This is a genomic window from Thiohalocapsa sp., from assembly GCF_022340605.1.
Taxonomy (GTDB): Bacteria; Pseudomonadota; Gammaproteobacteria; order Chromatiales; family Chromatiaceae; genus Thiohalocapsa.
In genome coordinates this window covers 1-24,835 of sequence record NZ_JAJDNQ010000048.1, presented here as the reverse complement: position 1 = coordinate 24,835, position 24,835 = coordinate 1, and the positions used below count along the sequence as shown (strand labels likewise).

At 67.3% G+C, this 24,835-nt stretch carries 27 protein-coding genes and 1 pseudogene; 19 read left to right on the top strand and 9 right to left on the bottom strand.

Annotated elements, in window-relative coordinates:
• Positions 1 to 230: 230 nt before the first annotated feature.
• From LJE69_RS06315 to LJE69_RS06295, 5 genes are all read left to right on the top strand, one after another.
• Positions 231 to 491, top strand: coding sequence for a type II toxin-antitoxin system HicA family toxin (locus tag LJE69_RS06315; protein ID WP_296922793.1), 261 nt, complete (start codon positions 231 to 233; stop codon positions 489 to 491).
• On the top strand, positions 481 to 693 hold the full coding sequence (locus LJE69_RS06310) for a type II toxin-antitoxin system HicB family antitoxin (RefSeq protein WP_296922790.1): 213 nt from the start codon (positions 481 to 483) through the stop codon (positions 691 to 693). The genes LJE69_RS06315 and LJE69_RS06310 overlap by 11 nt, the downstream gene beginning before the upstream one ends.
• A gap of 525 nt (positions 694 to 1,218) precedes the next feature.
• A complete protein-coding gene (locus LJE69_RS06305) occupies positions 1,219 to 1,476 on the top strand; it encodes a DUF4160 domain-containing protein (RefSeq protein ID WP_296922789.1) in 258 nt (85 codons plus the stop codon).
• Positions 1,473 to 1,730, top strand: coding sequence for a DUF2442 domain-containing protein (locus LJE69_RS06300; RefSeq protein ID WP_296922786.1), 258 nt, complete (start codon positions 1,473 to 1,475; stop codon positions 1,728 to 1,730). The genes LJE69_RS06305 and LJE69_RS06300 overlap by 4 nt, the downstream gene beginning before the upstream one ends.
• 74 nt (positions 1,731 to 1,804) lie before the next feature.
• Entirely contained in the window at positions 1,805 to 2,167 is a 363-nt protein-coding gene (locus LJE69_RS06295) for a hypothetical protein (protein ID WP_296922783.1), read from the top strand.
• A 251-nt stretch (positions 2,168 to 2,418) separates the two neighbouring features.
• Here LJE69_RS06295 and LJE69_RS06290 read toward each other — a convergent pair whose 3' ends face one another.
• Complete coding sequence (locus tag LJE69_RS06290) at positions 2,419 to 3,759, bottom strand: YhjD/YihY/BrkB family envelope integrity protein (RefSeq protein WP_296922781.1); 1,341 nt, start codon at positions 3,757 to 3,759, stop codon at positions 2,419 to 2,421.
• Positions 3,760 to 3,828: 69 nt separating this feature from the next.
• Between LJE69_RS06290 and LJE69_RS06285 the strand changes: the two genes are divergently transcribed.
• Positions 3,829 to 4,359 (top strand): peroxiredoxin, encoded by a 531-nt coding sequence (locus tag LJE69_RS06285; protein ID WP_296922779.1) that lies wholly within the window; start codon positions 3,829 to 3,831, stop codon positions 4,357 to 4,359.
• 313 nt (positions 4,360 to 4,672) lie between these two features.
• On the opposite strand, the gene LJE69_RS06280 is transcribed toward LJE69_RS06285, so the two are convergent.
• From LJE69_RS06280 to LJE69_RS06260, 5 genes are all read right to left on the bottom strand, one after another.
• Positions 4,673 to 5,599 carry a cation diffusion facilitator family transporter gene (locus LJE69_RS06280; protein ID WP_367114636.1) on the bottom strand — a complete coding sequence of 309 codons (927 nt, stop codon included), beginning with the start codon at positions 5,597 to 5,599 and terminating at the stop codon, positions 4,673 to 4,675.
• Positions 5,600 to 5,636: 37 nt separating this feature from the next.
• Positions 5,637 to 6,011 carry an EF-hand domain-containing protein gene (locus tag LJE69_RS06275; protein ID WP_296922776.1) on the bottom strand — a complete coding sequence of 125 codons (375 nt, stop codon included), beginning with the start codon at positions 6,009 to 6,011 and terminating at the stop codon, positions 5,637 to 5,639.
• Positions 6,012 to 6,466: 455 nt separating this feature from the next.
• A complete protein-coding gene (locus LJE69_RS06270; protein ID WP_296922773.1) occupies positions 6,467 to 7,843 on the bottom strand; it encodes a glycoside hydrolase 100 family protein in 1,377 nt (458 codons plus the stop codon).
• Positions 7,844 to 7,945: 102 nt separating this feature from the next.
• On the bottom strand, positions 7,946 to 8,197 hold the full coding sequence (locus tag LJE69_RS06265) for a hypothetical protein (protein ID WP_296922770.1): 252 nt from the start codon (positions 8,195 to 8,197) through the stop codon (positions 7,946 to 7,948).
• Complete coding sequence (locus LJE69_RS06260; protein ID WP_296922767.1) at positions 8,179 to 8,589, bottom strand: hypothetical protein; 411 nt, start codon at positions 8,587 to 8,589, stop codon at positions 8,179 to 8,181. The genes LJE69_RS06265 and LJE69_RS06260 overlap by 19 nt, the downstream gene beginning before the upstream one ends.
• Positions 8,590 to 8,784: 195 nt before the next feature.
• Here LJE69_RS06260 and ubiG point away from each other — a divergent pair, with 195 nt between their 5' ends.
• The 3 genes from ubiG to LJE69_RS06245 all read left to right on the top strand — a co-directional run bounded on the left by ubiG (position 8,785) and on the right by LJE69_RS06245 (position 10,890).
• Positions 8,785 to 9,558 carry a bifunctional 2-polyprenyl-6-hydroxyphenol methylase/3-demethylubiquinol 3-O-methyltransferase UbiG gene (ubiG, locus tag LJE69_RS06255; protein ID WP_296922795.1) on the top strand — a complete coding sequence of 258 codons (774 nt, stop codon included), beginning with the start codon at positions 8,785 to 8,787 and terminating at the stop codon, positions 9,556 to 9,558.
• Between the two features lie 3 nt (positions 9,559 to 9,561).
• The gene (locus tag LJE69_RS06250) at positions 9,562 to 10,173 is read left to right on the top strand and encodes an NAD(P)-dependent oxidoreductase (protein ID WP_296922764.1); all 612 of its coding nucleotides are present in this window, start codon (positions 9,562 to 9,564) and stop codon (positions 10,171 to 10,173) included.
• A gap of 216 nt (positions 10,174 to 10,389) precedes the next feature.
• On the top strand, positions 10,390 to 10,890 hold the full coding sequence (locus LJE69_RS06245) for a hypothetical protein (RefSeq protein ID WP_296922761.1): 501 nt from the start codon (positions 10,390 to 10,392) through the stop codon (positions 10,888 to 10,890).
• An 80-nt stretch (positions 10,891 to 10,970) separates the two neighbouring features.
• On the opposite strand, the gene LJE69_RS06240 is transcribed toward LJE69_RS06245, so the two are convergent.
• Positions 10,971 to 12,284, bottom strand: coding sequence for a TRZ/ATZ family hydrolase (locus LJE69_RS06240; RefSeq protein WP_296922759.1), 1,314 nt, complete (start codon positions 12,282 to 12,284; stop codon positions 10,971 to 10,973).
• Between the two features lie 423 nt (positions 12,285 to 12,707).
• Here LJE69_RS06240 and mtnA point away from each other — a divergent pair, with 423 nt between their 5' ends.
• The 9 genes and pseudogenes from mtnA to LJE69_RS20955 form a co-directional block, all read left to right on the top strand.
• Positions 12,708 to 13,772: an S-methyl-5-thioribose-1-phosphate isomerase gene (gene mtnA / locus LJE69_RS06235; protein WP_296922756.1), complete on the top strand. Its 1,065-nt coding sequence runs from the start codon at positions 12,708 to 12,710 to the stop codon at positions 13,770 to 13,772.
• A 25-nt stretch (positions 13,773 to 13,797) separates the two neighbouring features.
• Positions 13,798 to 13,947: a hypothetical protein gene (locus LJE69_RS06230; protein WP_296922754.1), complete on the top strand. Its 150-nt coding sequence runs from the start codon at positions 13,798 to 13,800 to the stop codon at positions 13,945 to 13,947.
• A 29-nt stretch (positions 13,948 to 13,976) separates the two neighbouring features.
• Complete coding sequence (locus LJE69_RS06225; RefSeq protein ID WP_296922751.1) at positions 13,977 to 14,525, top strand: cupin domain-containing protein; 549 nt, start codon at positions 13,977 to 13,979, stop codon at positions 14,523 to 14,525.
• Positions 14,526 to 14,811: 286 nt separating this feature from the next.
• Entirely contained in the window at positions 14,812 to 15,927 is a 1,116-nt protein-coding gene (locus tag LJE69_RS06220) for an S-(hydroxymethyl)glutathione dehydrogenase/class III alcohol dehydrogenase (RefSeq protein ID WP_296922749.1), read from the top strand.
• 255 nt (positions 15,928 to 16,182) lie between these two features.
• The gene (gene fghA / locus LJE69_RS06215) at positions 16,183 to 17,028 is read left to right on the top strand and encodes an S-formylglutathione hydrolase (RefSeq protein ID WP_296922747.1); all 846 of its coding nucleotides are present in this window, start codon (positions 16,183 to 16,185) and stop codon (positions 17,026 to 17,028) included.
• Between the two features lie 502 nt (positions 17,029 to 17,530).
• Complete coding sequence (locus LJE69_RS06210) at positions 17,531 to 18,406, top strand: S-methyl-5'-thioadenosine phosphorylase (RefSeq protein WP_296922744.1); 876 nt, start codon at positions 17,531 to 17,533, stop codon at positions 18,404 to 18,406.
• Between the two features lie 72 nt (positions 18,407 to 18,478).
• On the top strand, positions 18,479 to 19,006 hold the full coding sequence (locus LJE69_RS06205; protein WP_296922742.1) for an adenine phosphoribosyltransferase: 528 nt from the start codon (positions 18,479 to 18,481) through the stop codon (positions 19,004 to 19,006).
• Positions 19,007 to 19,285: 279 nt separating this feature from the next.
• On the top strand, positions 19,286 to 20,584 hold the full coding sequence (locus LJE69_RS06200) for an NCS2 family permease (RefSeq protein ID WP_296922740.1): 1,299 nt from the start codon (positions 19,286 to 19,288) through the stop codon (positions 20,582 to 20,584).
• A gap of 507 nt (positions 20,585 to 21,091) precedes the next feature.
• Positions 21,092 to 21,349 (top strand): annotated as a pseudogene (locus LJE69_RS20955) (site-specific integrase); the annotation flags it as partial.
• A gap of 63 nt (positions 21,350 to 21,412) precedes the next feature.
• On the opposite strand, the gene LJE69_RS06195 reads toward LJE69_RS20955, so the two are convergent.
• Together LJE69_RS06195 and LJE69_RS06190 are read right to left on the bottom strand one after the other, a co-directional pair.
• Entirely contained in the window at positions 21,413 to 21,841 is a 429-nt protein-coding gene (locus tag LJE69_RS06195) for a PIN domain-containing protein (protein WP_296922737.1), read from the bottom strand.
• 5 nt (positions 21,842 to 21,846) lie between these two features.
• Positions 21,847 to 22,095, bottom strand: coding sequence for a type II toxin-antitoxin system Phd/YefM family antitoxin (locus tag LJE69_RS06190; RefSeq protein ID WP_296922735.1), 249 nt, complete (start codon positions 22,093 to 22,095; stop codon positions 21,847 to 21,849).
• A gap of 238 nt (positions 22,096 to 22,333) precedes the next feature.
• Here LJE69_RS06190 and gyrA point away from each other — a divergent pair.
• A partial coding sequence (gene gyrA / locus LJE69_RS06185) for a DNA gyrase subunit A (RefSeq protein WP_296922733.1) occupies positions 22,334 to 24,835 on the top strand: 2,502 nt, incomplete at its 3' end.

Sequence of the window (24,835 nt, the reverse complement as noted above, 5' to 3'; positions counted from 1 at the left end):
CGCAAAGGAAACTCGTGCCGGACATGCAGGATCGGATCAACACGAGCCAACCTCACTGCGGGGACCAAGCAACTGGGCCGTGAAACGGGTAACTGTGACGGTCCGCGCGAATGCTAGTGCAACCGAGGAACCGGATGCGGGCAAACCGCACCTCCGGGTCTGTGGCGGGGGCGCCCGGTAACCGGAGTCCCTACGCCGGATGCGTAAAATGGCTAAGCAGATTTCTGTCAATGGGTAAAAATGAAAAGATCCTAGACTCAATATTGCGCGGCACATCTGACGCGAATATTTCATTCAAAGACTTGCGCAAGATTCCCAAAGCACTTGGTTTTGCGGAAAGAGTTCGAGGCGACCATTTTATATACACAAAGTCCCAGATTGAAGAGATTCTGAATATTCAGCCCATTGGCGCGCTAGCGAAAGCTTATCAAGTCAAACAAGTGCGCGCCGTCATCCTTAAGTACAAACTTGGTGAACTCCATGGCCGCTAAATATGAGATCATTATTTATTGGAGCGAGGAAGATAACGCGTATCTTGCCGAAGTTCCAGAGCTTCCTGGATGTATGGCTGATGGGGCAAGCTATCAACAAGCTCTTCAAAACGCAGAGGTTGTTATTCGGGAGTGGATTGAAACTGCACAAGAATTAGGCCGCCACATTCCAGAGGCACGTGGAAAACTAATGTACGCATAACAATTGCAGCAGCCCGACGCTGTACTGGCCACTTCCGCTGCGCTCCAGTGGCCAGTACAGCACTGACTCTGCAAGACGTTATCGCGCCGAGAAAAGCGCGGCGCCTCTTGCCCGGGTGAAAGTCCCGGTCGGGTAAGGGTTAGCCACCCACTCTTATCGAGTGTTGGTCCTGTTGCGGAGTGGCGAAAGCCGCGAACAAGACTCAGGGCAAGCGTACACAGAGAATCCTGTAGGCCGCAGGGGGACTAAGGGCCTTGATCATCGTTTCGGCCAGAACAGGGGACGCAGAGCGTCCGCCCCTGCTCCCACGCTGGAGCGTGGGAGCCAGAACCGAACGCTTGGCCGGGATGATGATCAACGCCGGACTAAGCAACTGGACCGTGCCACGGGTAACTCTGATGGTCTGCGCGAATGCTAGTACAACCGAGGAACCGGATGCGAGAAAACCGCACGTTCGGGTCTGTGGCGGGGGCTCCAGGTAACCGGAGTCCCTGCGCCGGAGGTGCAGAAGAGAGGTTGTGAGCTATGCCTACTATTCTTCTACTGCTCGGGTGGCGCCTGTTCTTCTACGCAAATGAAGGCAACGAACCCATCCACGTTAATGCCAAGAAGAACGATATGGAATGCAAATTCTGGCTTGACGTAGAATCGTTCGATATCGCCCTCGCCTACTCGTACAACATGACACCACGGGCAACGAAGGAAATCAGAAAAATAATTTTCAGCCACTTCGACCATATTGTGGAGCAATGGCAAGAGTTTCAGGAGAAGAGAAAATCATGAACAAACATCATGATATACAAGACGTTAGCGTTTCTCGCGGGGTTCTGGCCGCCGTTGTAGATGGCAAACCCCTGTCTGTCGATCTACGTGCCCTGTCAACCGCTTTGCAGAGCGCAAGTGACGACGACCTTGCAATTTTTGAAGTTTCCCCTTCCGGGTACGGGATTCACTGGCCGCTTGTCGATGAGGATATTTCCATTGACGGATTGTTGGGCGTACGTCATGAACCTTCGCGGTTGCGGCAAAGCGCCTAATTCGGAGCAGACGCAGCTACCGCGCGACCATCGGCGATGCCTCTTGTCCAGAGTGGCTGCGTCGGGACTAGCTGTTGTCGACGTTCGCCGATACTGAACGGGCAGCAGTGGCGGCCTACCGCCGATTCGTCCATGACGGGATCGGCCAACCCGGCCCCTGGGAGCAGCTTACACATCAGGTCTTCCTGGGCTCGGGGGCATTCGCCGAGCGCCTTCGCCGGACGCTGCCGCCGGACCGCGATCTCTCGGTAGTCGCCCGCGCTCAGCGCCGGAAGCTGCCCGAGCCGCTGCCCCACTATGCAGCGATGTACGCCGACCGCGACCAGGCGATTGCCGCTGCGTACGCGAGCGGCGGATACACCTTGAAGGCGATCGGTGGGCAGTTCGGCCTGCACTACTCGCAGGTCAGTCTTATCGTGCGACAAATTCGATGGTAGACCCCGGAAGTGACCTAGATCATCGTGCGCAGCCGCGAGGTTTCTTGGCCGCCTATTGAGCGGGGGCAGCTAAATGGTGACCCCTTGCGGAGGCCTGATGACCCCTTGCCGAGGCCCTTCGCAGCGTCTATCCGGGTCGCCCTGGAGGGCGACACTCCGGCCGTGGGCCGCGATGTCCGGAGTGTCGCCCTCCAGGGCGATACTCGCTCGCGCCGGACAGCGAACGGTATCGACAATTCCAAGGCCGTGCACTAGCGCTCCTCCCGCAGCGCCAGTTCTTTCAGGCTCATGTCGCCGAGGGACTGCTCCATCGCTTCATGCAGGCGTTGCTCTATGGCGGCAATCGCGGCGTCCGGGTCGGTCTCCGGCGTTACCACCGGGTCCTCGCCGAAGCGGCGGACGAGGCACAGCAGGTCGCGCACCAGCAGCCGCTCCGCCGCTTGCGCCGGTACCAGGCGCGGCGGGCTCGTGGCCGTGGTCACCAGAAAGCCGGCATTCTGCAAGATTTGGATGGCCTTGCGGACGTTCGCCAGCGGCAGGCCCACGGCGTGGGCGAGCTCGTCCTCGGTGGCGCCCTCGGTGCCGGCGAAGTGATCCCGCACCACGCGCTGCATCAGATCCAGCGCGACCCGCTCGCGCAGCCGGTTGCTGAGGCGCATGTCCCGCTCGCGGCTGGCGAGGTACTCCGGGTATTGCAGGTAGAAGGCGATGTTGGCACCGACGAGCACGATGAGCCAGGCGAAGTAGACCCACATCATGAACAGGATCGGGATCGCCAGGCTGGAATAGATGGCGGCGTAGCGCGTCGAGCCGGCCATGAAGTCCGCGAACAACTCGCCGGCGCTGACCCAGAGCAGGCCCGCCACCAGCGCCCCCAGGATGGCCGGGCCGTAGCGCACCCGGGTGTTGGGCACGAATGAATAGACGAAGGTGAAGGCGAGCGTGATCAGCAGGAAGGGCACCAGTTGCTCGGCGGTGTGCATCAGGAACCCCAGCGGCTCGATGGCCACCAGGTGCTGCACGAGGGTGTTGCTGCGCAGCGATGCCGACACCGCCAGCGCCGAGAACAGCAGCACCGGCCCCACCAGCAGGACGCTGAGATAGCGGCTGAAGCGCTCCGCGATGGGCCGCGGCCGGTCGATGCGCCAGGTCAGGTTGAACACCTGCTCGATCTTGGAGATGAGCGACAGCACCGAGTAGAGCAACACGGCGAGGCCCACGGCCCCGAGCACCCGCACGTTGGTGTTGTCCACGTAGCTGATGAGCTGCTGTGCCACCTCCTGCGCGCCGGCGCCCAAGGGGTGGAGCGCCTGCATCAGCATGGGCTCGAGCTGGTTGTGCACCCCTAAGCCCTTGAGCACCGAGAAGCTCACAGCCAGCAGCGGCACCAGGCTCAGCAGCGTCGTGTAGACCAGGCTCGTGGCCTGAAGCGTGAGCATGCCGGAGGCGATGTCGCGGCCCAGGGCGTAGAGCAGGCGCAGTGGCAGCCGCAGCGGCCGCTGCCAGGGCGGCAGGCTCGACGGGTCACCCCAGAGCAGCCGGTCCCAGGCGCCGGTGACCTCCGTGGCGGAGAAACGGCGAGCCGAACCCATGCTAGGCTGGTCGGGTCGCTCGGGGCGGTGCCCCTCGCGCTGCGGATCATCGTCGGAGGAATTCATCGCGTGACGCACTCTGCCACCGCCGTCCTGCCCGCCATTGTAATGGCAGTGCTCTGGTCATTGCCCGCGATCGCGGCGCCGGATGCCGCCGGTCTGCTCGACCCCATCGCCGAAAAGCCCGAGGCACCGGGCTTCGAGCTCAAGGGAGCCGACGGTAAGACCTACCGCCTCGCGGACATGCGGGGCCAGCCCGTCATCGTCAACTTCTGGGCCACCTGGTGTCCGCCCTGCCGGGCCGAGATGCCGGCCATGCAGCGCGCCTGGGAGCAGCTCAAGGACGAGGGGATCATGCTGGTCGCGGTCAACGCCGGCGACAGCGAGGGCGAGATTGCGGCCTTTGTCGAGCATATGCAGGTGAGCTTCCCGTTGCCCATGGACACGAACATGCAGGTCACTCAGAGCTGGCCGCTCAAGGGCCTGCCGACCACCTTCGTCGTCGATCCGCAGGGCCGTCTCGTCTACCGTGCCCAAGGCGAGCGCGAATGGGACGATGCCGCCTTGCTGGACCTCGTGCGTGCGTTGCGGCGCCAGTAGCTGCGCGCGAAATTCTCTCGATCGCCGACTACAGACGCGCCAGGACCGAAACCGAAATCGGGATCGAAAGCGATCCCAATGTCGGACCGGCCTTGATGATCAGTCCGGCCACCGCTGTGGGAGCGCCGTCCTCGGCGCGATGGGCACCGCGTCGTGGCAAGGACGGCACGCCCATGGCAGAAAGCTCTTGCCCGAGCACCGGAGAGCAGTCGCTTTTCGGCGCATTTGAAACAGCGCATAACCGGCGGTCCCCTCACGCCCCTCGTGCATCATGGCGCCGCGTGCGGGCGGGCGTCCGGCGCAGGGGCCGTCGTCAGGCCTCATCGCCGAGGCTCACCGGGTCCTGGTGAATGATGATATCGGAGTCCGGATAACGGCTGCGGATGCGCGCCTCCGCGTCCAGTGCGGCGCGATGCGACGCGCGCAGCGGCAAGTTGTCGTCCAGTTCCAGGTGTAACTGGATGATCAGCAACTGGCCGGACCGGCGCGTACGCAGGCCATGCACGCCGCGCACGAGCGGCGTGCCCAGGGCGAGGGCGGCGATGTCGTCACGCTGCGCCTTGGGCAACTCACGGTCCAGCAGCAGTTGCACCGCGTCGCGGGCGATGTGCACGGCGCTCAGCAACACCACCGCGCCGATGCCGAGCCCGAGCCATGGGTCGGCGCCCTGCCAGCCGAGCCAGGCCAGCGCCAGGGCCAACAGCGTGGCGCCGTTAGTGGCGAGGTCGGTGGCGTAATGCAGCGCATCGGCACGTATGGCCGTGGACTGGGTTCGCCGGATGACGTGACGCTGGATGGCCAGCAGCGCCACGGTCATGACCAGCGCCAGCGCCAGGATGACCAGTCCGATGCCGGGTTGCGCCACCGGGCGCGGGTGCAGTAGCCGATCGATGGCCTCGAGCCCGACGAAGGCCGCGGAGCCGGCAATGAACGCCGCCTGCCCGAGCGCCGCGAGCGGCTGTGCCTTGCCGTGGCCGAAGCGGTGCTCGGCATCGGCTGGCCGCAGCGACCAGCGCACCGCCAGCAGGTTGAGGAGCGACGCACCGGCGTCCAGGGCGGAGTCCACCAGCGATGCAAGCACGCTCACGGAGCCGGTGAGGAGCCAGGCCACGAGCTTCACGGTCAACAGCACCGTGGCCACGGTCACCGACGCGGCGGTCGCGAGCCGCAGCAGGCGGGCGGTGTCTGCCGGTGACGGCGGCGCGTCGCCAGGGCCAGATTGGCTGGTCTGTTCGGTCAAGGGCATTCGGGCTCCCACTCGCGGGGCTTCTGGCGGATCACTGTTGCGGGGCCATTGGCCCCCGCATCATCTGTTGATGATGTGCCTGCACGGCCGCGAACTCTTCCGGGCTGACACTGCCGTTGCCGTCGGCGTCGATGGACTCGAAGGTCGGCGCCGAGGCTGCGCCGCGCATCGGGTAGCCCTGTTGCGCCCGCTCGCGCATGTGCTCGGCGCGTGCGTCGTAGAACTCCTGCTTGGTGAGGCTGCCGTCGCCGTTGGTGTCGAAGCCCTCGAAGGTGATCGGTCCGGGCATCCCCGGGTGGGGCGATGGCTGCGTCGACGGTTGGGCCGGCGCGGCAGCAGCCGCCGCACACAAACAGACGGCGAGCAGGGTTCGGGACAGGTCACTGGGTGATGGTGTAGTGGTCATGGCTTGACTCCTCGACGGGAAGTGGAAAATGGAAACAGGCGGCGTCGCGGCGATGACGAGGCCCTGTCGGCGGGTGATTGCTCCCTGGCTTGTGTATTTGCGCAGCAAGCATAACTGACGGCGATGACGCTGCCGGGTCGACGCTTGTGGAGAACACCCGCGTAGCCCCCGACGCCTGCCGTGTGCAATGGCCTTGCCGTGCCTGAACTGGTGCGACCGTGCGCAGCGCCCGAGATGGTTTCAGGTCGTGGTCTTTGTCGTGATCGTGCTCTCGACCGTGCAGATATTCGATTCCGACTCCGATCACGACAATGACATTACGACAACGAGGGACGCCGGTCCCGGAATTTCCGCAGCGAAGCACTCGTGCGGCGACGTGAAGATTCCGAGACCGTTCTTGGACCGATCTTTGTAAGTGTTGCCCTGGAGGGCGACACTCCGGCCGGTGCGGTGCTCTACTGCTCGCGCTGATCCACGGCACAGAACAGGTCCAGCAGCCCGTCGTTCTCGACGAGCTTGTGGCCGAGGATGTAGCCGGCCGCGGACCATACCTGGCGCACGTGCGCGCGGCGGCCGATGAGGTTGCCGCTGCGCCCGTCGTAGTACTCGGGCCAGTTGGCCTGGGGCAGGCTGCGGTCGGCGACATCGAGGGCGAGCTGGGCGAGGTCGCCGCGGCCGCTCTTCATGGCCGCCGCCACCAGCGCCCAGATGAGCACCGGCCAGTTGCCGCCGTTGTGGTAGGACCACGGCACGTTCTTGGGGTCGCTGCCGGTCATGAAGATCCATTCCTTGCCCACCACGGCGGGGTAGACCAGCTTGGCGGGCATGTTGCCGACGAGGTCGTCCCAGCGGTCTTGGTACAGGCGCAGGATGCCCCGCGCCTCGCGCTCGCTGGTGATGCCGAAGATGATGGCGAGCAGGTTGCCGAGCGCGAAGAAGCGGAAGTCCATGCGCCCGGGGCCGAGGTTGCCCACCAGGTAGCCGGCGCGCGCCGGCAGCCAGTCCACGACCCATTCCGGAATGGATTCGGGGTAGATGTTCAGCATGTTGACGCTGCCGGTACCGAACTCCTCGGTGCGGTAGCGGTGGATCTCGTTGAGCCGCTCCATGTCCAGCCAGTAGAAGAGCTGGATGTAGTTGCGCAGCATGTTGGCGCGCTTCTCTGCCAACGCCAACAGGTCATGGGACTCGGGCGTGTCCCGCAACAACTCGATGGCGCTCACCAGCATGCCGTAGAACAGCGACTGGATCTCCAGCGGGTGGCCGTGGACACCCATGCGCCGGTCGATCATGAATGAGCCGTCCGGCACCAGCAGGGTCGGGAAGACCTCGAAGCCCTCGCGCAGCGTCAGCTCCAGAATCCCGCGCAGCGCCCGCTGCACCTCCGGTTCCATGGCCAGCGCCTTGTCGCCGGTGGTCCGGCAGTAGATGTTGAGCAGGATCACCCACCACATCATCGCGTCCACGGGTGCCACGCGGCCGATGGCATGGTCGCCGAAGTCGGCGCGGACGCGCTCCTCGCCGCTCTCGTCGAGGGTGACGCGGAAGCTCGCCGGCAGCACCGCGGGCTCGATCTGGTGGCCGTGGATGCGTTGGTGCTGGCTGCGCAGCGTGAGCACCGTGCGCAGAAAATTGCGCACGATGTCGGCCTCGCCGTCGGCCAGGAATACCAGCGCCGACGGAATGAAATCGCGTATGAAGCAGTCGTGGTAGTTCTCGGCCTCGGCGTCGCCCTCGGCGACGGCCGCCACCGTGCCCACCGGCTCGCCGCGGTAGGTCATGACCGAGCTCCTGAGCAGCGCGTAGGCCGAGGCGATGGCTTCTTGATTCAAACGGTGGCTCCCGTGGCGGTCATTGGGGGGCGTGGCTGGATGGCGTGGTTGGTCTGGCGTGTGGCCTTGGGGAAGCGCCGATCTGTCGGCGCCTCCCTATTTCTAGAGGAACAGCGGCACGTAGGCGCTCAGGGTCCGCTCCCGGTAGCGGGTGCCGTTGATGCGGGCCGCGATGCGGTCCGCGGCGGCGCGGTCGATGTTCGCCAGCTCTAGCACGGCGGCGACCTTGTCGGCGTTGCCCTCCCGGTTGAGCGTCACCGCGGGGGCCTCGGCGCCACCGTCCCGGGCCACCTGCTCGATCTCTTCGACGGTGACGTCCGGCGGCAGGTTGCCGATCAGGATACGCTGGGACATGGCGGTTCTCTCGTGGTGTGGGCTGCGAGCGGATCCATCGGCGGTGGCGCGACCAGCGGCTGGAAGCCGAGGGCCTGCGCCTCGTCCAGCGCGGTGCCGTCGATGGTAAACACGTTGATGCGCCCGGTGGGCGAGCCGCACACCTGGATGTGCATCATGCCGTCGGAGGCGCTGCGGGCGTCGTACACGGTGATGCCGGCGGTCTCCAGCTCGGCGCGCATGGTCTCTGGCGGCGTGCCGGTATCGGGCTCGCACTGCACGCTGCCGTCCGGCTTGAAGACCTCGATGCGCTGTGCATCGTCCGGGGCTGGCGGGGTTTGGGCGCCTACGGCACAGGCGATGCAGAGGAGAGCGACGCCGAGAGACCGACCGACAGGATTGTGCTCGTTCATGACTGTTGCCGACTCGCGTTGGTGGTGCACACTCCGGATTCTAGCGGAGCGCCGCCGATGCGTGCGCGCGGCGTCCTTGCGCGCGCGGCATGCGCTAGGGTCCCGATGGCGCCGTGCGCCCATCGGGCGGTTGCAATGACCCCGGCAAAGCCAGATATCCGCGCCAGCTACAGTGTCCACGACTTCGAGCCCAGCATGACCGCCGCCCATCTCACCGCCCCGGACATCGACCCGAGCGAGGTCGAGTATTTCGAGAGCCTCGCCCATCGCTGGTGGGACGACGAGGGCCCCTTCTGGCCGCTGCACAAGCTGAACGCCTTCCGGCTGGACTACGTGCGCGATCGGCTCTGCGCCGCCTTCGGCCGCGATCCGACGGCCGAGCGCCCGCTGGCGGGGCTGACGGTCCTGGACATCGGCTGCGGCGGCGGCATCCTGAGCGAGTCCGTGCACGCCCTCGGCGCCGAGGTCACCGGCACCGAGATCACCGAGAAGAACGTCCGCGTCGCCGAGATCCATGCCGGCTGGAGCGGGGCAGACATCGATTACCGCCTCATCACCGCGGACGATCTCGCCGCGACCGGGGTCACCTTCGACGCGGTGCTGAACATGGAGGTCGTCGAGCACGTGGAGCACCTGCCGGATTTCCTCGCCAGTTGCGGCCGGCTGGTGCGCCCCGGCGGCGTCATGGTGGTGGCCACCATCAACCGCACCTGGGCGGCCTGGCTCAGCGCCATTGTCGGCGCCGAGTATGTGCTTGGCTGGCTGCCCAAGGGCACGCACCACTACCGCAAGCTGGTCAAGCCCCGTGAGCTGCGCGACGGACTAGGCAGCGCGTTCAAGGTCATCCACGAGACCGGCGTGCGCGTGAACCCCTTCAACCGGCATTTCTCCTTCAGCGGCTACAAGGGTATCAACTACATGATGGTCTTCCAGCGTGCCGCGGCGCCGGCGTCCGGCGCGGAGGTCTGAGCCATGCATATTGCGTTGTTCGGCGCGACCGGCGGCACTGGCAGGCAGGTGCTGGAGCAGGCGCTTGCCGCCGGTCACACCGTCAGGGCCCTCGCCCGCGACCCCGCGAGGCTGCCCGCCCGCGACGGCCTCACCGTGATCGGCGGTGACGTGCTGGACCAAGCGGCCGCCGACGCCTGTGTCGAAGGTACGGAGGCCGTCATCTGTGTGCTCGGGACAAAACCCGGTGACGAGCCGGTCGAGGCCGCCGGCACCGAGCGCATCCTGGCCGCCATGGACAAGCACGGCGTCAAACGGCTCATCGCCGTCAGCTCCATGGGTGTGGGCGACAGCGTCGAGCAGATCAACCTCGCCTTCCGCGTCATCATGAACCTGACGCTGAAGCGCATCATGCAGGCGAAGGAAGCACAGGAGCGGCTCATCATGGCCAGCGATACCGACTGGACCATCGTCCGCCCCGGCGGTCTCACCGACGGCCCGCACACCGGCCGCTACCAGGCCGGCAGGGACAAGTCCATCAAGGCGGGGCGCGTCTCGCGGGCGGACGTCGCCGACTTCGTGCTGAGGCAGCTCACCGACGAACGCTGGCTCCGGCAGGCGCCTTCGGTCAGTTGAGCCGAGGCGGCGCTGGCAAGATCGCGGACAAAGCGCGGCGAGGGTGGCGGCACCCGCGCCAACGTCCATTGTCTTCCGGCAGCGCGCCCGATCGCGCTGCGCAACGCCCTTAACGGTTGCCGGGCATCGTCCCCGATCCCACCGGCAGTCCGGCTTGGTGCATGGTGGAGGCTGCGTGGTGCACCTCGCAGCCCGCGGCACAACCCGCCAGAGCCCATGGCCGAGATCAAAGATCAGGAAAGCTTCGCCCGAGCGCTGCGTGCGCTGACGGTGAGCCAGCAGCGCCAAGTTGGCGCGCGCTTCGTCGCCCACGTGCTGGACCTGAGCAACAGGCCGCGCTTTGCGGCGGCACAGCAGGTGGCGGCGTCAGCGGACGCCGGCGCCGCGATGCTCGCGGACGCCTATCACTGGGTGCACGCCATCTACGTGAGCACGCACCCGCGCTCCGACCTCGCCGAGCTGGACTATGCCAAGCAGGCCGAGCATTTCATCGCCGAGGCGCTGCTCATCTGCCTGGCTCCCACGTACTCCGAGGTGCGGGAAGTCCACATCGCGGAGAAGGCGGCCGTGTACTGCCGCATGGCGCGCATGTGCGCCAACATGCCGCACGGCGAGCCCGGCGAGGGTGCGCCGGGCAGCCTCGGCCAGGCGGAGCAGGCCCTAGGGCGGGAGATCGAGGCGCAGTTTGCCGTGGTGGAGGCGTTCGTCGGCGACTGAGTCCGAACGATGGGCACGCTTCGCCATGAGGCTGTGAATCGGAGGGCGATCGTTGCGCGCGTGGCTCGCGTGTCCGTCGGCTACACCTTCGCGATCCGCTCTCCCCAAGCCCGCGCCGCGGCAATGATCGACGCCGGGTCCAGCGTCAGCGGTGCGCCGTCGCGCAGCACCTGGCGGCCGCGGACCCAGACGTGGCGCACCTGGTGGCTGCCGGCGGCGTAGACCAGCTGCGAGCAGGGGTTGTACAGGGGTTGGGTGCGCGGGTCGCCCAAGTCCACGGCCACCACGTCCGCCGCCTTGCCGACCTCCAGCGAGCCGATCTCGTCCGCCAGACCCAGCGCCTTGGCGCCGTTCAAGGTGGACATGCGCAGCGCCTGCTGTGCCGGCACCGCGTTGGCGCGGCCGGCGACGCCCTTGGCCAGCAGCGCTGCGGTGCGTAGCTCGCCGAGCAGGTTCAAGTCGTTGTTGCTGGCGGCGCCGTCGGTGCCCAGCGCAACGTTGATGCCGGCGGTCAGCAGCTCCGCCACCGGGCAGAAGCCGCTGGCCAGCTTGAGGTTGGACTCCGGGCAGTGCACCACGTGGGCGCCGGTCTCCGCCAGGCGCGCGATCTCGGCGGGCTCCAGCTGGGTCATGTGCACGGCGATGAGCTGCGGGCCCAGCAATCCGAGCCGGTCCAGCCGGGCGATGGGCCGCTCGCCGTGCTCGCGCAGCACTTGCAGCACCTCGTCGCGGTTCTCGTGCAGGTGGATGTGCACCTGCACCTCCAGCTCGTCCGCCAGGGTGCGCATCCGCGCCAGCGCGGCCTCGGGCACCGCATAGGTGCTGTGCGGCGCGAAGGCCGCGCGCACCAGCGGGTGGTCGCGGAAGTGCTCGTACAGCTCCAGGCCACGGCGCAGGTACTCGTCAGCGCTGTCCGCGTAGCGGGTCGGCAAGTCCACGACGATCATGCCCGCCAGCACGCGCATGCCGGCTTCGGCGCAGACCCGCCCCGTGACCTCGGCGTGGAAGTACATGTCGCTGAAGCAGGTCACGCCGCCGCGCAGCATCTCCAGCACCGCGAGCCGGGTGCCGTCGGCGACGAATTCCTGATCCACCCAGCGCCTTTCGGCGGGCCAGATGTGCTCGTACAGCCAGGTCATCAGTGGCAGGTCGTCCGCCAGCCCACGCAGCAGGGTCATCGGCGAGTGGGTGTGGGCGTTGACCAGCCCAGGGATCAGCACGTGCCCCGGCAGGTCCAGGGTCCTGGCCGCCTCGATCTGCGCCTCGGCCTCCGCCCGCGGCAGGAGCGCGGCGACGCGCCCGTCGGCGATGGCGAGGCTGTGCTTCGCGAGCGTGGCGTCGCCGGCGTCCACGGGCAGGACCCAGTCGGCATGGATCAAGAGCTCTGTCTGCATGGGCTTCGGTGCCTGGATTGCTTGAAGGGCCGGAATCTTTGCCGATGCGTCAAGTCTTGTGTGCACCGCAGCACCGGTTGGCCCGGTCTGGTCCCGCCCCGCGCGGCGCTAAACCGCCCTTCTATCGCAACGCCGCCGCCGGCGCAAAGGCCGGAGCGCCGGCATCTTGCCCGCCACCGGGATCGCCGGCTTCCAGCCGGCGGCAGGGGAGGCGGCGCGCGGTGAGCAGACGCTCTGCAGGCGGCTTCAGCAGCACGTCGCCGCCGCCGTTGCGCCGACGCCGGGCCGGCGGGACGCCGGCGCTTGTGGCGCGTGCCCCTTGAGCCCGGGGCGCCGACGGTAAAGAATGCCGGCCTGTTGCCGCGTGTCGCCCTCAACCTCGACACCAGCTCCACCACAAGCCCCACTGCCTCGCGGATACCCATGAACACGCCCAACCCCCTCGCCATCCATCCCGACAATGCCGTCGTCTGGTACGACGACAAGCTTTTTCTGCTGGACCAGCGCGTCCTGCCCGGCGAGACCCGGTTCGTCGCCTGCGACAGCGCCGCCGACACGGCGCGTGCCATCACGGACATGGTGGTGCGCGGGGCGCCGGCCATCGGCATCACGGCCGCTTATGGCGTGGTGCTGGCGGCGCGCGAGCGCTTCCACGCCGACGCGGACGGCTGGCGGGATGCCGTCGGCGCGGACATCGAGCTGCTCGCCGCGAGCCGGCCGACCGCGGTGAACCTGTTCTGGGCGCTGGAGCGGATGCGCCGGCTCATAGGCACGCTCGAGGTGCCGGACCCGGTGTCGGCGCTGCTCGCCGAGGCCCAGGCCATCCACGAGGAGGACATCGCCGCGAACCGCACCATGGGCGACTTCGGTGCCGAGCTGATTCAGGGACCGACCGACATCATCACTCATTGCAACGCCGGCGCGCTGGCCACCGGCGGCTATGGGACGGCCCTCGGCGTGGTGCGCAGCGCGTACGCGGCGGGTAAGGTGCGCATGGTCTACGCCGACGAGACCCGCCCTTGGCTCCAGGGCTCGCGGCTCACCGCCTGGGAGTTGGCGCAGTCGGGCATTCCGGTCACCGTCCAGTCGGACAACGTCGCCGCTAGCCTGATGGCCAGGGGCGGGATCGGCTGGGTCATCGTCGGCTCGGACCGCATCGCCGCCAACGGCGACGTTTGCAACAAGATCGGCACCTATGCGCTGGCGGTGCTGGCGCGCCACCACGGCGTGGGCTTCATGGTGGCGGCGCCCACCTCCACTATCGACATGGGCGTCGCCAGCGGCGCCGAGATCCCCATCGAGGAGCGCGACCCGGACGAGGTGCTCGCCTGTGGCGGCAAGCGCATCGGGCCCGAGGGCGTTGCGGCCCACAACCCGGTGTTCGACGTGACGCCGGCGGCGCTGGTGGACTGCATCGTCACCGAGCGCGGCGTCGTGCAGCAGCCGGATGCCGAGAAGATGCGAGCGCTGATGGGCGTTTTGGCCTAGTGCAACGGCCGGCGTCCGACGCTGCATGCCGGACCTGAGTCAGAACGGCCGCAGCGCCGGGACGACCGACTATCCGCCGCTGGCCGATGCCTTGGAGGCTATCGAAAAGCGCCAAACTTGGTTTGACGGGGCGCTGGCCGCGGCGCGGCGTGCGCAGGCGGACAAGGCCCGCTGAGTACCTGCTCCCTTCGAGGTATTGCATCCATGAGCCTGACATCTTTACCCCTGCGCCGGGCACGCCGCGAGTCCGACGCCGAGCACACCGTGGGGCTGCGCGCCCGTGCGGCAGCGATCTTGGCCCAAGACCGCGACCACGCGATCGCCGCGGCCAAGACACCGGTGGCGGAGACGGGCGCCGGGCAGCGCGTGGCTCGCGTCTCCACGCCGCGGGAGATCCTCGGCAAGCAGCGTCTGCCGATGTTCGTCGGTATCTCGGCCGAGAGCGCCGGTGCCAAGGGGCTGTGTATGCACATGGTGGTGATCCCGCCCGGCGGCGCCGCGGAGCCGCATACCCACGCTGGCTACGAGACCGCCATCTACTTGCTGGAGGGGCGGGTGGAGACCCGCTACGGCGCGGGCCTGAAGCAGTCGATCATCACCGAGGCAGGCGACTTCCTGTTCATCCCGCCGAACGTGCCGCACCAGCCCGTGAACCTGAGCGACACGCAGCCGGCGCGGGCAATTGTCGCCCGCAACGATCCCGACGAGCAGGAGAACGTGGTCCCGTACGATCCGGCGGCGGCGGAGCGTTAGCGCGGCAGCCTCCCGCGCGATCGGGAGAAATCTTGCATTGCGCTTGGGTCGAGCACCGAGACCCCCCGGGTTAGCCTTTGGTTTCACGCGGCCGTTTGCTTGCCCCGTCGCTGCGAGCGCATTGACCGACGTAGCGCCATTGTGGGAGCGCCGTCCCCGGCGCGATGGGCCGATCGACGCGGCCAATCGCGCCGGGGACGGCGCTCCCACTGGACGGCGCTCCCACAGCGCCCGCAGCCGGCGCGATCAGACAAACATCACAATCAACCACCCGAGGAGCTCGCCCATGAAAGCCCGAGCCGCCGTCGCCTGGGAGCCCGCCAAGCCCCTCGTCATCGAGGAGATCGACGTCGAAGGCCCGAAAGCCGGCGAGGTGCTGCTGCGCACCGTCGCCTCCGGCGTCTGTCATACCGACGCCTTCACGCTGTCCGGCAACGACCCTGAGGGCGCCTTCCCCTGCGTGCTCGGGCACGAAGGGGGCTGCGAGGTGGTCGAGTGCGGACCGGGCGTCAAGGCGCTCACACCCGGCGACCATGTGATACCGCTCTACATCCCGGAGTGCGGCGACTGCGAGTACTGCAACTCCACCAAGTCCAACCTCTGCCAATCCATCGCGAGTACGGTCTGGACCGGCTACATGCCGGACGGCACCCGGCGCTTTTCGAAAGACGGCAAGCCCATCTTCCACTACATGGGCTGCTCGACCTTCAGCGAGTACACGGTGGTCCCGGAGATCGCGCTCGCGAAAATCAACAAGGCCGCACCGCTGGACAAGGTCTGCCTGCTGGGCTGCGGCATCACCACCGGCATCGGTGCCGTGCTGAACACCGCCCGGGTGGAGCCTGGCTCGACGGTGGCCGTGTTCGGCCTGGGCGGCATCGGGCTCTCGGTGATTCAGGGTGCCGTGATGGCCAGGGCAGGGCGGATCATCGCCATCGACATCAATCCGGACAAGTTCGAGATGGCCCGCTCGCTCGGCGCCACCGACACCGTCAACCCCAAAGCGCTCAGCACCGGTCTCACCGAGGCCATCGTCGACATGACCGGCGGCGGTGTCGATTACAGCTTCGAGTGCATCGGCAATGTCGACGTCATGCGCGAGGCGCTGGAGAGCTGCCACATGGGCTGGGGCGTGGCCACCATTATCGGCGTCGCCGGCGCGGGGCGGGAGATCCGCACCCGGCCGTTCCAGCTCGTCACCGGCCGCACCTGGAAGGGCACCGCCTTCGGCGGCGTCAAGGGCCGCAGCGAGCTGCCGGGCTATGTCGAGAAGTACCTTGCCGGCGAGATCGAGGTGGACCGCATGGTCACCCATACCATGCCGCTGACGGACATCAACCGCGCTTTCCATTTGATGCATGAGGGCGAGAGCATCCGCTCCGTGATCCTGTTCGACGCCTGACGCGGCCCTGAAGAAGGATCGCCATTCTTCGTTGTCGTTGTCGTAATCGACACTCGAATTCGACCACGACCACGACCACGACCACGACAGAGCGCAAGGCCGGCCTCCGAGCCCTTCCACCGTCTGCACGGGCTCCGCGCTCTGTGGGAGCGGCGTCCCCGCCGCGATCGGCCGCGCGCATCGCGCCGAAGACGGCGCTCCCACGGCGGCGCGCCCACGACGCGTCTCCCGCAAAGCACTGAAGCGAGGCGACACATGCAGCAAATCGAGCACATCAAGGAATTCGGCGGCTGGCTGAACCGCTATACGCACCCCTCCACGGCCTGCCACTGCGACATGACCCTGTCGGTCTATCTGCCCCCGGCGGCAGGCCAAGGGCCGGTGCCGGCGGTCTACTACCTTTCCGGCCTCACCTGCACCGACGACAACGTGCGCGTCAAGGCCGGCGCCCAGCGCTACGCCGCCGAGCTCGGGCTCGCGCTGGTGATGCCGGACACCAGCCCGCGCGGCGCCGACGTGCCGGACGCGCCGGACCGCTATGACCTGGGCCAAGGCGCCGGCTTCTACGTCAATGCCACCCGGCCGCCCTGGGACCGGCACTACCACATGCTCGATTACGTCACCGAAGAGCTTCCGGCGCTGCTCGAGGCCCATCTGCCGCTCGCATCCGGAGTCAGGTCGATCACCGGCCACTCCATGGGCGGCCACGGCGCCCTCGTCGTCGCGCTGCGCCGGCCCGATCTGTACCGCGCCGTCTCCGCCTTCGCGCCCATCTGCAACCCCACCGCCGTCGGCTGGGGCGAGGGCTGCCTCGCAGCCTACTTGGGCGAGGACCGCGACACCTGGCTCCAGTACGACGCTACCGAGCTGATCCGCGCCGGCAAGACCTTTCCCGGTGCGCTGCTCATCGACCAGGGCACCGACGACGAATTCCTCGCCGACCAGCTCCACCCGCAAGCCCTGGCGACCGCCTGCCGCAACAGCGACCAGGCGCTCGAGCTGCGCATGCAGCCCGGCTACGACCACAGCTACCACTTCATCGCCACCTTCATCGGCGAGCACCTGGCGTTCCACGCCTCCGCGTTGCGCGACACCGGTTGATGCGCGCTCGGGCAGGGCGGGGCGCCGACTGGCCTTGCTCATCACTTCGGCCGGAGACGTCTTGGCGTGGGAGCGGCGTCCTCGCCGCGACTCACTGCCGATCGCGCCGAGGACGGCGCTCCCACGATGGCGCTCCCACAGCGGCAGGTGCCGCGTGTCCCGTGGGAGCGGCATCTCCGCCGCGATCGACCGCGCGTATCGCGCCGAGGACGGCGCTCCCACGGCGGTGGACGGACTTGCGATGGACGTCCGCCGATAGCACCGCGGGCGACTGGGCGCGGGACCCGGTTGCGGGCTTGCGCGATGATGGGGCAGCGCGTGTTGTTGAATCCTCGCCGTCGCTTGCCCGTGCGCCCGGTGTGCGGCTATAGTCCTCGGCGCTCGCGAGCCCGAAGGTCGCGGGTATCCGGCTTCCAACTCCGCGCATGCCCCTCCCGTACCGGTGCCCCGGCCAAGGGCTGGGTCAAGCTTTGTCCCTCATCAGCATTCAGGTAACTGAATCATGGCGAACGTGATCGGCATCCTCGGCGGCAGTGGTGTCTACGACATCGATGGCCTGTCCAACACCTCCTGGGAGCGGATCGACACGCCTTTCGGTGCACCCTCGGACGAGCTCTTGTTCGGCGACCTCGACGGGCAGCGCATGGTCTTTCTGCCGCGACACGGGCGCGGGCACCGGGTGCCACCCTCCGAGATCAATTTCAAGGCCAACATCGCGGCGCTGAAGCAGGCCGGCGTCACCGACCTGATCTCGGTCTCCGCGGTGGGGTCGTTGCGCGAGCATCTGCGCCCCGGGATGTTCGTCATCGTCGACCAATTCGTCGACCGGACCTTTGCGCGCAGCAAGAGCTTCTTCGGTACCGGCCTGGTGGCTCACGTTTCCATGGCGCACCCCGTCTGCAATCGCCTGGGCGATCATCTGGAGGAGGCCGCGCGTGCCGCCGGGATCGAGGTGGCGCGTGGCGGAACCTATCTGGTCATGGAAGGCCCTCAATTCTCGACCCTGGCCGAGTCCGAGCTGTACCGGAACTGGAATTGCGACGTGATCGGCATGACGAACATGCCCGAGGCCAAGCTCGCCCGCGAGGCCGAGATGTGCTACGCCACCGTCGCCATGGTCACCGACTACGACTGCTGGCACCCGCAGCACGATGACGTGACCGTGGAGGCCATCGTCGGCGTCCTGCTCGCCAATGCCGACAAGGCGCGCAGCCTGGTCCGGCACGTCGCCCCAACCGCGGGCGGCGATCCCGCGGCCGGCGGCTGCGCCTGTCGCAGCGCGCTGGAACACGCCCTGATCACGGCCCCCGCGGCCCGCGACCCCGAGCTGGTCGAGCGGCTCTCCGGGATCGCGGGCCGGGTTCTGGGTAATGGCTGAGTAGCCACCCGCCAATTCCCCGAGCCCTCGAGCCCACCGCCCAACCGTCAACGCCATCCGTATTCCACGCCCATGCCGATCAAGTCACGCATTCGTACCGTACCGCACTATCCCAAGGACGGCGTGATGTTCCGCGACATCACGACGCTGCTCAAGGATCCGGTCGGTTTTCGCATCACCATCAACGATCTGGTCATTCGCTATACCGCCCGCCACATCGACAAGATCGTCGGCATCGAGTCGCGCGGCTTCATCATCGGCTCCGCGCTCGCCTACCAGCTCGGCGTCGGCTTTGTGCCGATTCGCAAGAAGGGCAAGCTGCCGGCCGAGACCGTCGGTCATGACTATGAGCTGGAATACGGCTCCGACCGCATCGAGATCCACACCGATGCCATCACCGAGGGCGATCAGATCCTCCTGGTTGACGACCTGCTCGCCACCGGTGGCACCGCCGAGGCGGCGGTGACGCTCATCGAGTCCATGGGGGGCAAGATCCTGGAATGCTGCTTCGTCATCGATCTGCCCGATCTCGGTGGCCGCGCGCGGCTGGAGAAGCGCGGCCATGAAGTCTATGCGCTCTGCGAGTTCGAGGGTGATTGATGGCGCGGAGCACCGAGGCGGTCGAAACCCTTCGCCGGCGTCGCGGTCGGGTGGATGACGATCGACCGACAGTTGTGGACCGTGCGCTTCGACTAGGTTTTTCGTGACTCGGACGCCACGGTCTGGACGGCATCCCGGTCACGCCGATCGGCGACCATATCTTGATCGCGAGGCCGTCCGCCGCCGTGGGAGCGCCGTCCTCGGCGCGATCGGCAGTGCGTCGCGGCGCGGACGCCGCTTCCACGGCAGAATGCGCCACATGATGAGCCGGGACATCGAATGGATCTAGCCAAGCTGGATCGCTTCAGGCTGCATGAGGCGGGTACGACGGTCCGCACCGAGGTCCTCGCCGGCGTCACGACCTGGCTCGCCATGGTCTATATCGTGGCGGTCAACCCGAGCATCCTGGCCACCACCGGCATGGACCACGGGGCGCTCTTCGTGGCGACCTGCCTGGGGGCCGGGCTCGGCTCCATCGCCATGGGGCTCTATGCCAACTATCCGCTGGCACTCGCCCCCGGCATGGGCATCAACGCCTATTTCGCCTTCATCGTGGTGGGCAGCCTGCACATCCCCTGGCAGGTGGCGCTGGGCGCGGTCTTCCTCTCCGGGGTGCTCTTTCTGATCGTCTCGTTGCTGCGAGTGCGCGAATGGCTGATCAACGCCATCCCGCTCTCGCTCAAGCTCGGCATCGGCGCCGGCATCGGCTTCTTCCTGGCCCTGATCGGGTTGGAGCAGATGGGCGTGGTCGCCGCGAGCCCGACCACCTATGTCACCCTCGGTGACCTTGCCGAGCCCTCGACCCTGCTCGCCTGTGGCGGCTTCCTCCTGATGGTGGCGCTCGCCGCGCGCGGGGTCGCCGCCGCGTTGCTGATCGGCATCCTCGCCACCGCTGCTTGCGGCATCCCGCTGGGACTCACGACCTTCGACGGCATCGTCTCGCTCCCCCCATCCATTGCGCCCACCTTCATGCAAATGGACATCCAGGGCGCGCTCGGGCTCGGCGTGGTCACGGTCGTGCTCACCTTCTTCCTGATCGACGTCCTGGACAATGCCGGCACCCTGATCGCCGTCACCCACCGAGCCGGCCTGATGCGCCCGGACGGCACCGTGCCCCGCCTCAAGCAGGTTCTGACGGCCGACTCCGGCGGTGCCATCCTGGGCGCCACCCTCGGCACCTCGACGGTGGTGAGCTACATCGAGAGCGCCGCTGGCATTCAGGCCGGCGGGCGCACCGGGCTCACGGCGGTTGTCACCGGCGTCCTCTTCCTCGCGACCCTCTTCTTCGCGCCGCTCGCCACCGCGCTCCCCAGCTTCGCCACCGCCCCGGCGCTGCTCTTCGTCGCCTGCTTAATGGCCAGGGCGCTCAAGGACCTCGACTGGGATGACCTCACCGAGTATCTGCCCGCGGTGGTGACCGCTTTGGTGCTGCCACTCACCTTCTCGATCTCCGCCGGCATCGGTCTCGGCTTCATCGTCTACGCGGCGGTCAAGACCTTCGCCGGCCGCTGGCGCGAGGTCGGCGGCGCGGTGTGGTTGATCGCGACGGCCTCGGGGCTCAAGTTCGCGATCCAGTGAAGCCGTGCGCTCCGAAGCGGGCGGATAACCAAAGAGACCGTGAAGTTATTGCCTGCAACTCCGAGAAAGAGCGGATCGTAGGTCGGGTTAGCGATAGCGTAATCCGACAATCAACGGCGCACCGTCCCCATCGTCAGGTTACCCTGCGCTAACTCGACCTGCACCGAATAACTTTTACAGTCTCGAAGCGCATCCGCCTTTCCGGTGGCTTCCACTTGTCGGTCAACCGCTGCCCCGCCAGTCTTCGAATCAGCACGCGCACCGCTGAGTCGAACCGATGCAAGACGCCGCTCCGCGACTCCCCCAACGACACCTGATCACCGTGGAAGAATTCTTCCGTATGGGCGCGGTCGGCGTGTTCGAGCCGGACGCGTGGCGGTCGCGCCCTGGGTGGAGACGGTGGACTGGGCGCATTAGCGGGCCTCGGCGCGGACGCTGGGGCCGGATCATTCGACGGTGGCGCGGGATTATGGCCCGGAGGTCGGCTGGGTGGAGCCGGCGGAGCCGATGACCGACTTGGCTGCGGTGCGGGAGGCGCATCGGGCCGTGGTGGACCGGATGGTGACGGAGGTCCGCCGGCGCGGGTATTCGATCCGCACGCAGCGCGGGTATTTGGATTGGATGCTGCGTTTCATTGCCTTTCATGGCGGGCGCTCGCCGGCAGAGCTTGCTGAGGCCGATGTGGGGCGGTTTCTGGATTGGCTGGCGGTGAAGCGGCGGTTGGCGGGGAGCACGCGGAACCAGGTGTTGTATGGGGTGTTGTTTCTGTTGCGGGAGTGCGTGTTGCCCAGCGGCCGGCTGTCGTGTTGCGAGAGGAAATCCGGCGAGTCAAAAGGTGAACTGCGGGGTGAAGGGATTCTGGAGGGTCAGCGAGCCGAGTTGCCGCCCGTCCTGCATGGCTTCCGTCAGGAACCGCGTCACCCCGGCAGCTTTGGCGGTTTGCACCGGCATCGCATCCCAGAACGCAAACCCATGCCCGGCTCGCAGCTCGATGGCCGCGGGCAGCGTGCGGGCATCGGCTGCGACGGTGGGGAACAGCGTCATCCAGTCCTGGACCATGGCGCTGGCGTCGGCAAGCGGCATCTTGTCCTTGCGCGTCACGGCGTGGAAGAACTCCGCCAGGGCTTGCAGCGTCAGCACGCAGTCGTGCTCGGCCATCTGGTCCAGCAACGCCATGGCCTGCTCGTGGCGCTCGCCGGCGTCCGCATCGACGCTGTAAATCAGGATGTTGGTGTCGATGCTGAAGCGCTCCGGCATCGGGGTCAGCGCTCGTGGAGCCCGTCGCGGTCGGCGCGCAGCCCGCCGAGGGCGTAGCCGCGCCGCATGCGCTCGCGCAAGCGCTCGCGCGCGGCGCGCTGGGCGTCGGCAAGCTCAGCGCCCGCGGTGATGGGGGACAGTCGGGCGATGGGCTTGCCGCGGCGAGTGATGACGATCTCGGCGCCGTCCTCCACGCGCTCCAGACAGCGCGAGACGTGCTGGTTGGCCTCGCGGATGGAAACGACGTCTTGCATGGCTCGGCCCCTTGTTGTGGGTGCAGTTTGTGGGATGTCCTACAAGCAGAGATCCTGGGACACGCTCGCCGGTCCCGCAAGTCGCCCCGAGCCGCCAGCGGGGCGGCCAGTCGTGCTATCCTTAGGGACTTTTTTCAGGTCCGGCCTGGGGCGCTGAGCCCCGTCCGCCGGGCGTCCCGCGGCACCGCCGCCCCGCTGTACCCCCCGTCCGCCAACGGACCTGCCGACGACCCTGCCCATGCCAGATTTCGCGCGAGAAGTCCTCCCCGTCCGGCTCGAAGACGAGATGCGCCAGTCGTATCTCGACTACGCCATGAGCGTCATCGTCGGCCGCGCGCTGCCGGACGTGCGCGACGGACTGAAGCCGGTGCATCGTCGCGTGCTCTACGCGATGAGCGAGCTGGGCAACGACTGGAACAAGCCCTACAAGAAGTCCGCCCGCGTCGTCGGCGACGTCATCGGTAAGTACCACCCGCACGGCGACACCGCGGTGTACGACACCATCGTGCGCATGGCGCAGCCGTTCTCCATGCGCTACATGCTGGTGGACGGGCAGGGCAACTTCGGTTCCGTGGACGGCGACTCGCCGGCGGCCATGCGCTACACGGAAGTGCGCATGGCGCGCATCGCGCACACGCTGCTGGACGACCTGGACAAGGAGACGGTCGATTTCGTCCCGAACTACGACGAGTCCGAGCAGGAGCCAACGGTCCTGCCGGCGCGCTTCCCGAACCTGCTCGTCAACGGCAGCGCCGGCATCGCCGTCGGCATGGCGACCAATATCCCGCCGCACAACTTAGGCGAGGTTATCGACGCCTGCCTGGCCATCATCGAGGACCCGATGGTTGGCGATGAGCGGCTGATGGAGATCATCCCCGGCCCGGACTTCCCGACGGCGGCCATCATCAACGGCATCCGCGGCATCCGCGAGGCGTACCGCACCGGCCGCGGCCGGGTGCAGTTGCGCGCCCGGACGCATACGGAGACCGAGAAGCGCAGCGGCCGCGAGGCGATCATCGTCACCGAGCTGCCGTACCAGGTGAACAAGGCGCGGCTGTTGGAGAAGATGGCCGAGCTGGTGAAGGAGAAGAAGCTCGAGGGCATCGCCGAGCTGCGCGACGAGTCCGACAAGGATGGCATGCGCATGGTCATCGAGATCAAGCGCGACCACTACCCGGACGTGGTGCTGAACAACCTCTATCAGCACACGCAGATGCAGACGGTGTTCGGCATCAACATGGTCGCGCTCGTCGACGGCCAGCCGCGCACCCTGACGCTCAAGCAGATGCTGGAGCACTTCCTGCGCCACCGCCGCGACGTCGTCACGCGGCGGACCATCTACGAGCTACGCAAGGCGCGCGACCGCGCCCACATCCTGGAAGGCTATACGATCGCCCTGGCCAACATCGACGAGGTCATCGCGCTCATCAAGGCCTCCGAGAGCCCCGCGGCCGCCCGCGAGGGGCTGATGGCCCGCGGCTGGCCGCCCGGGGCCGTGTCCGGCATGCTGGCGCGCGCCGGTGCCGAGGAGACGCGCCCGGATGATCTGGAGAAGGGCTTCGGGCTGGGGGAGGATGGCGAGTATCGGCTGAGCGAGCGCCAGGCCCGCGCCATCCTGGACCTTCAGCTCCAGCGCCTGACCGGCCTGGAGCAGGACAAGATCGTCAAGGAGTACGAGGAGATCCTCGACAAGATCGCGGACCTGCTGGACATCCTGCGCAACCCGGACCGGCTGATGCAGGTAATCCGCGACGAGCTCATGGCCATCAGGGAGCAGTACAACGACGCGCGCCGCACGGAGATCGTCCAGGATCAGACCGACCTGACCCTGTTGGACCTGATCGCGCCGGAAGACGTGGTGGTGACCCTGTCCCACGCCGGCTACGTGAAGGCGCAGCCGCTATCGGAGTATCAGGCGCAGCGCCGCGGCGGCAAGGGCCGCAGTGCCGCCAGCACCAAGGACGAGGACTTCATCGACCGCATCTTCGTCGCCAACAGCCACGACACCGTGCTGTGCTTCTCCAGCCACGGCAAGGTCTACTGGCTCAAGGTCTACGAGCTGCCGCAGGCGAGCTACGGTGCGCGCGGACGGCCCATCGTGAACTTGCTGCCGCTGGAGCAGGGCGAGCGCATCAACGCCACCCTGCCGGTGCCGGAGTACGAGGAGGGCAGCTTCGTCTTCATGGCCACCAGCAAGGGCACGGTCAAGAAGACGCCGCTGCAGGACTTCTCCCGCCCGCTGGCGCGCGGCATCATCGCCATCGACCTGCACGAGGACGAGCACCTGATCGGCGTCGCCGTCACCGACGGCCGCCAGGACATGATGCTGTTCTCCAGCGCCGGCAAGGCCGTGCGCTTCAACGAGTCCGAGGTGCGCTCCATGGGCCGGACGGCGCACGGCGTGCGCGGCATCTCGCTGGACGACGGCCAGCGCGTCATCTCGCTGCTCATCGCCGAGCCCGGCACCGTGCTGACGGTGGGGGCCAACGGCTACGGTAAGCGCACGCCGGTGGAGGAGTTCCCCACCAAGGGCCGCGGCACCAAGGGCGTCATCTCCATGCGCATCGGCGAGCGCAACGCCGAGCAGGTGGGCGCCGTCCTGGTGCGCCCCGGGGATGAGATCATGCTCATCACCGAGGCCGGCACCCTGGTGCGCACCGCCGTGGACGGCATCAACATCCTCGGCCGCAACACCTGGGGCGTGAAGCTCATCAACCTCGGCGACGAGCAGAAGCTCGCC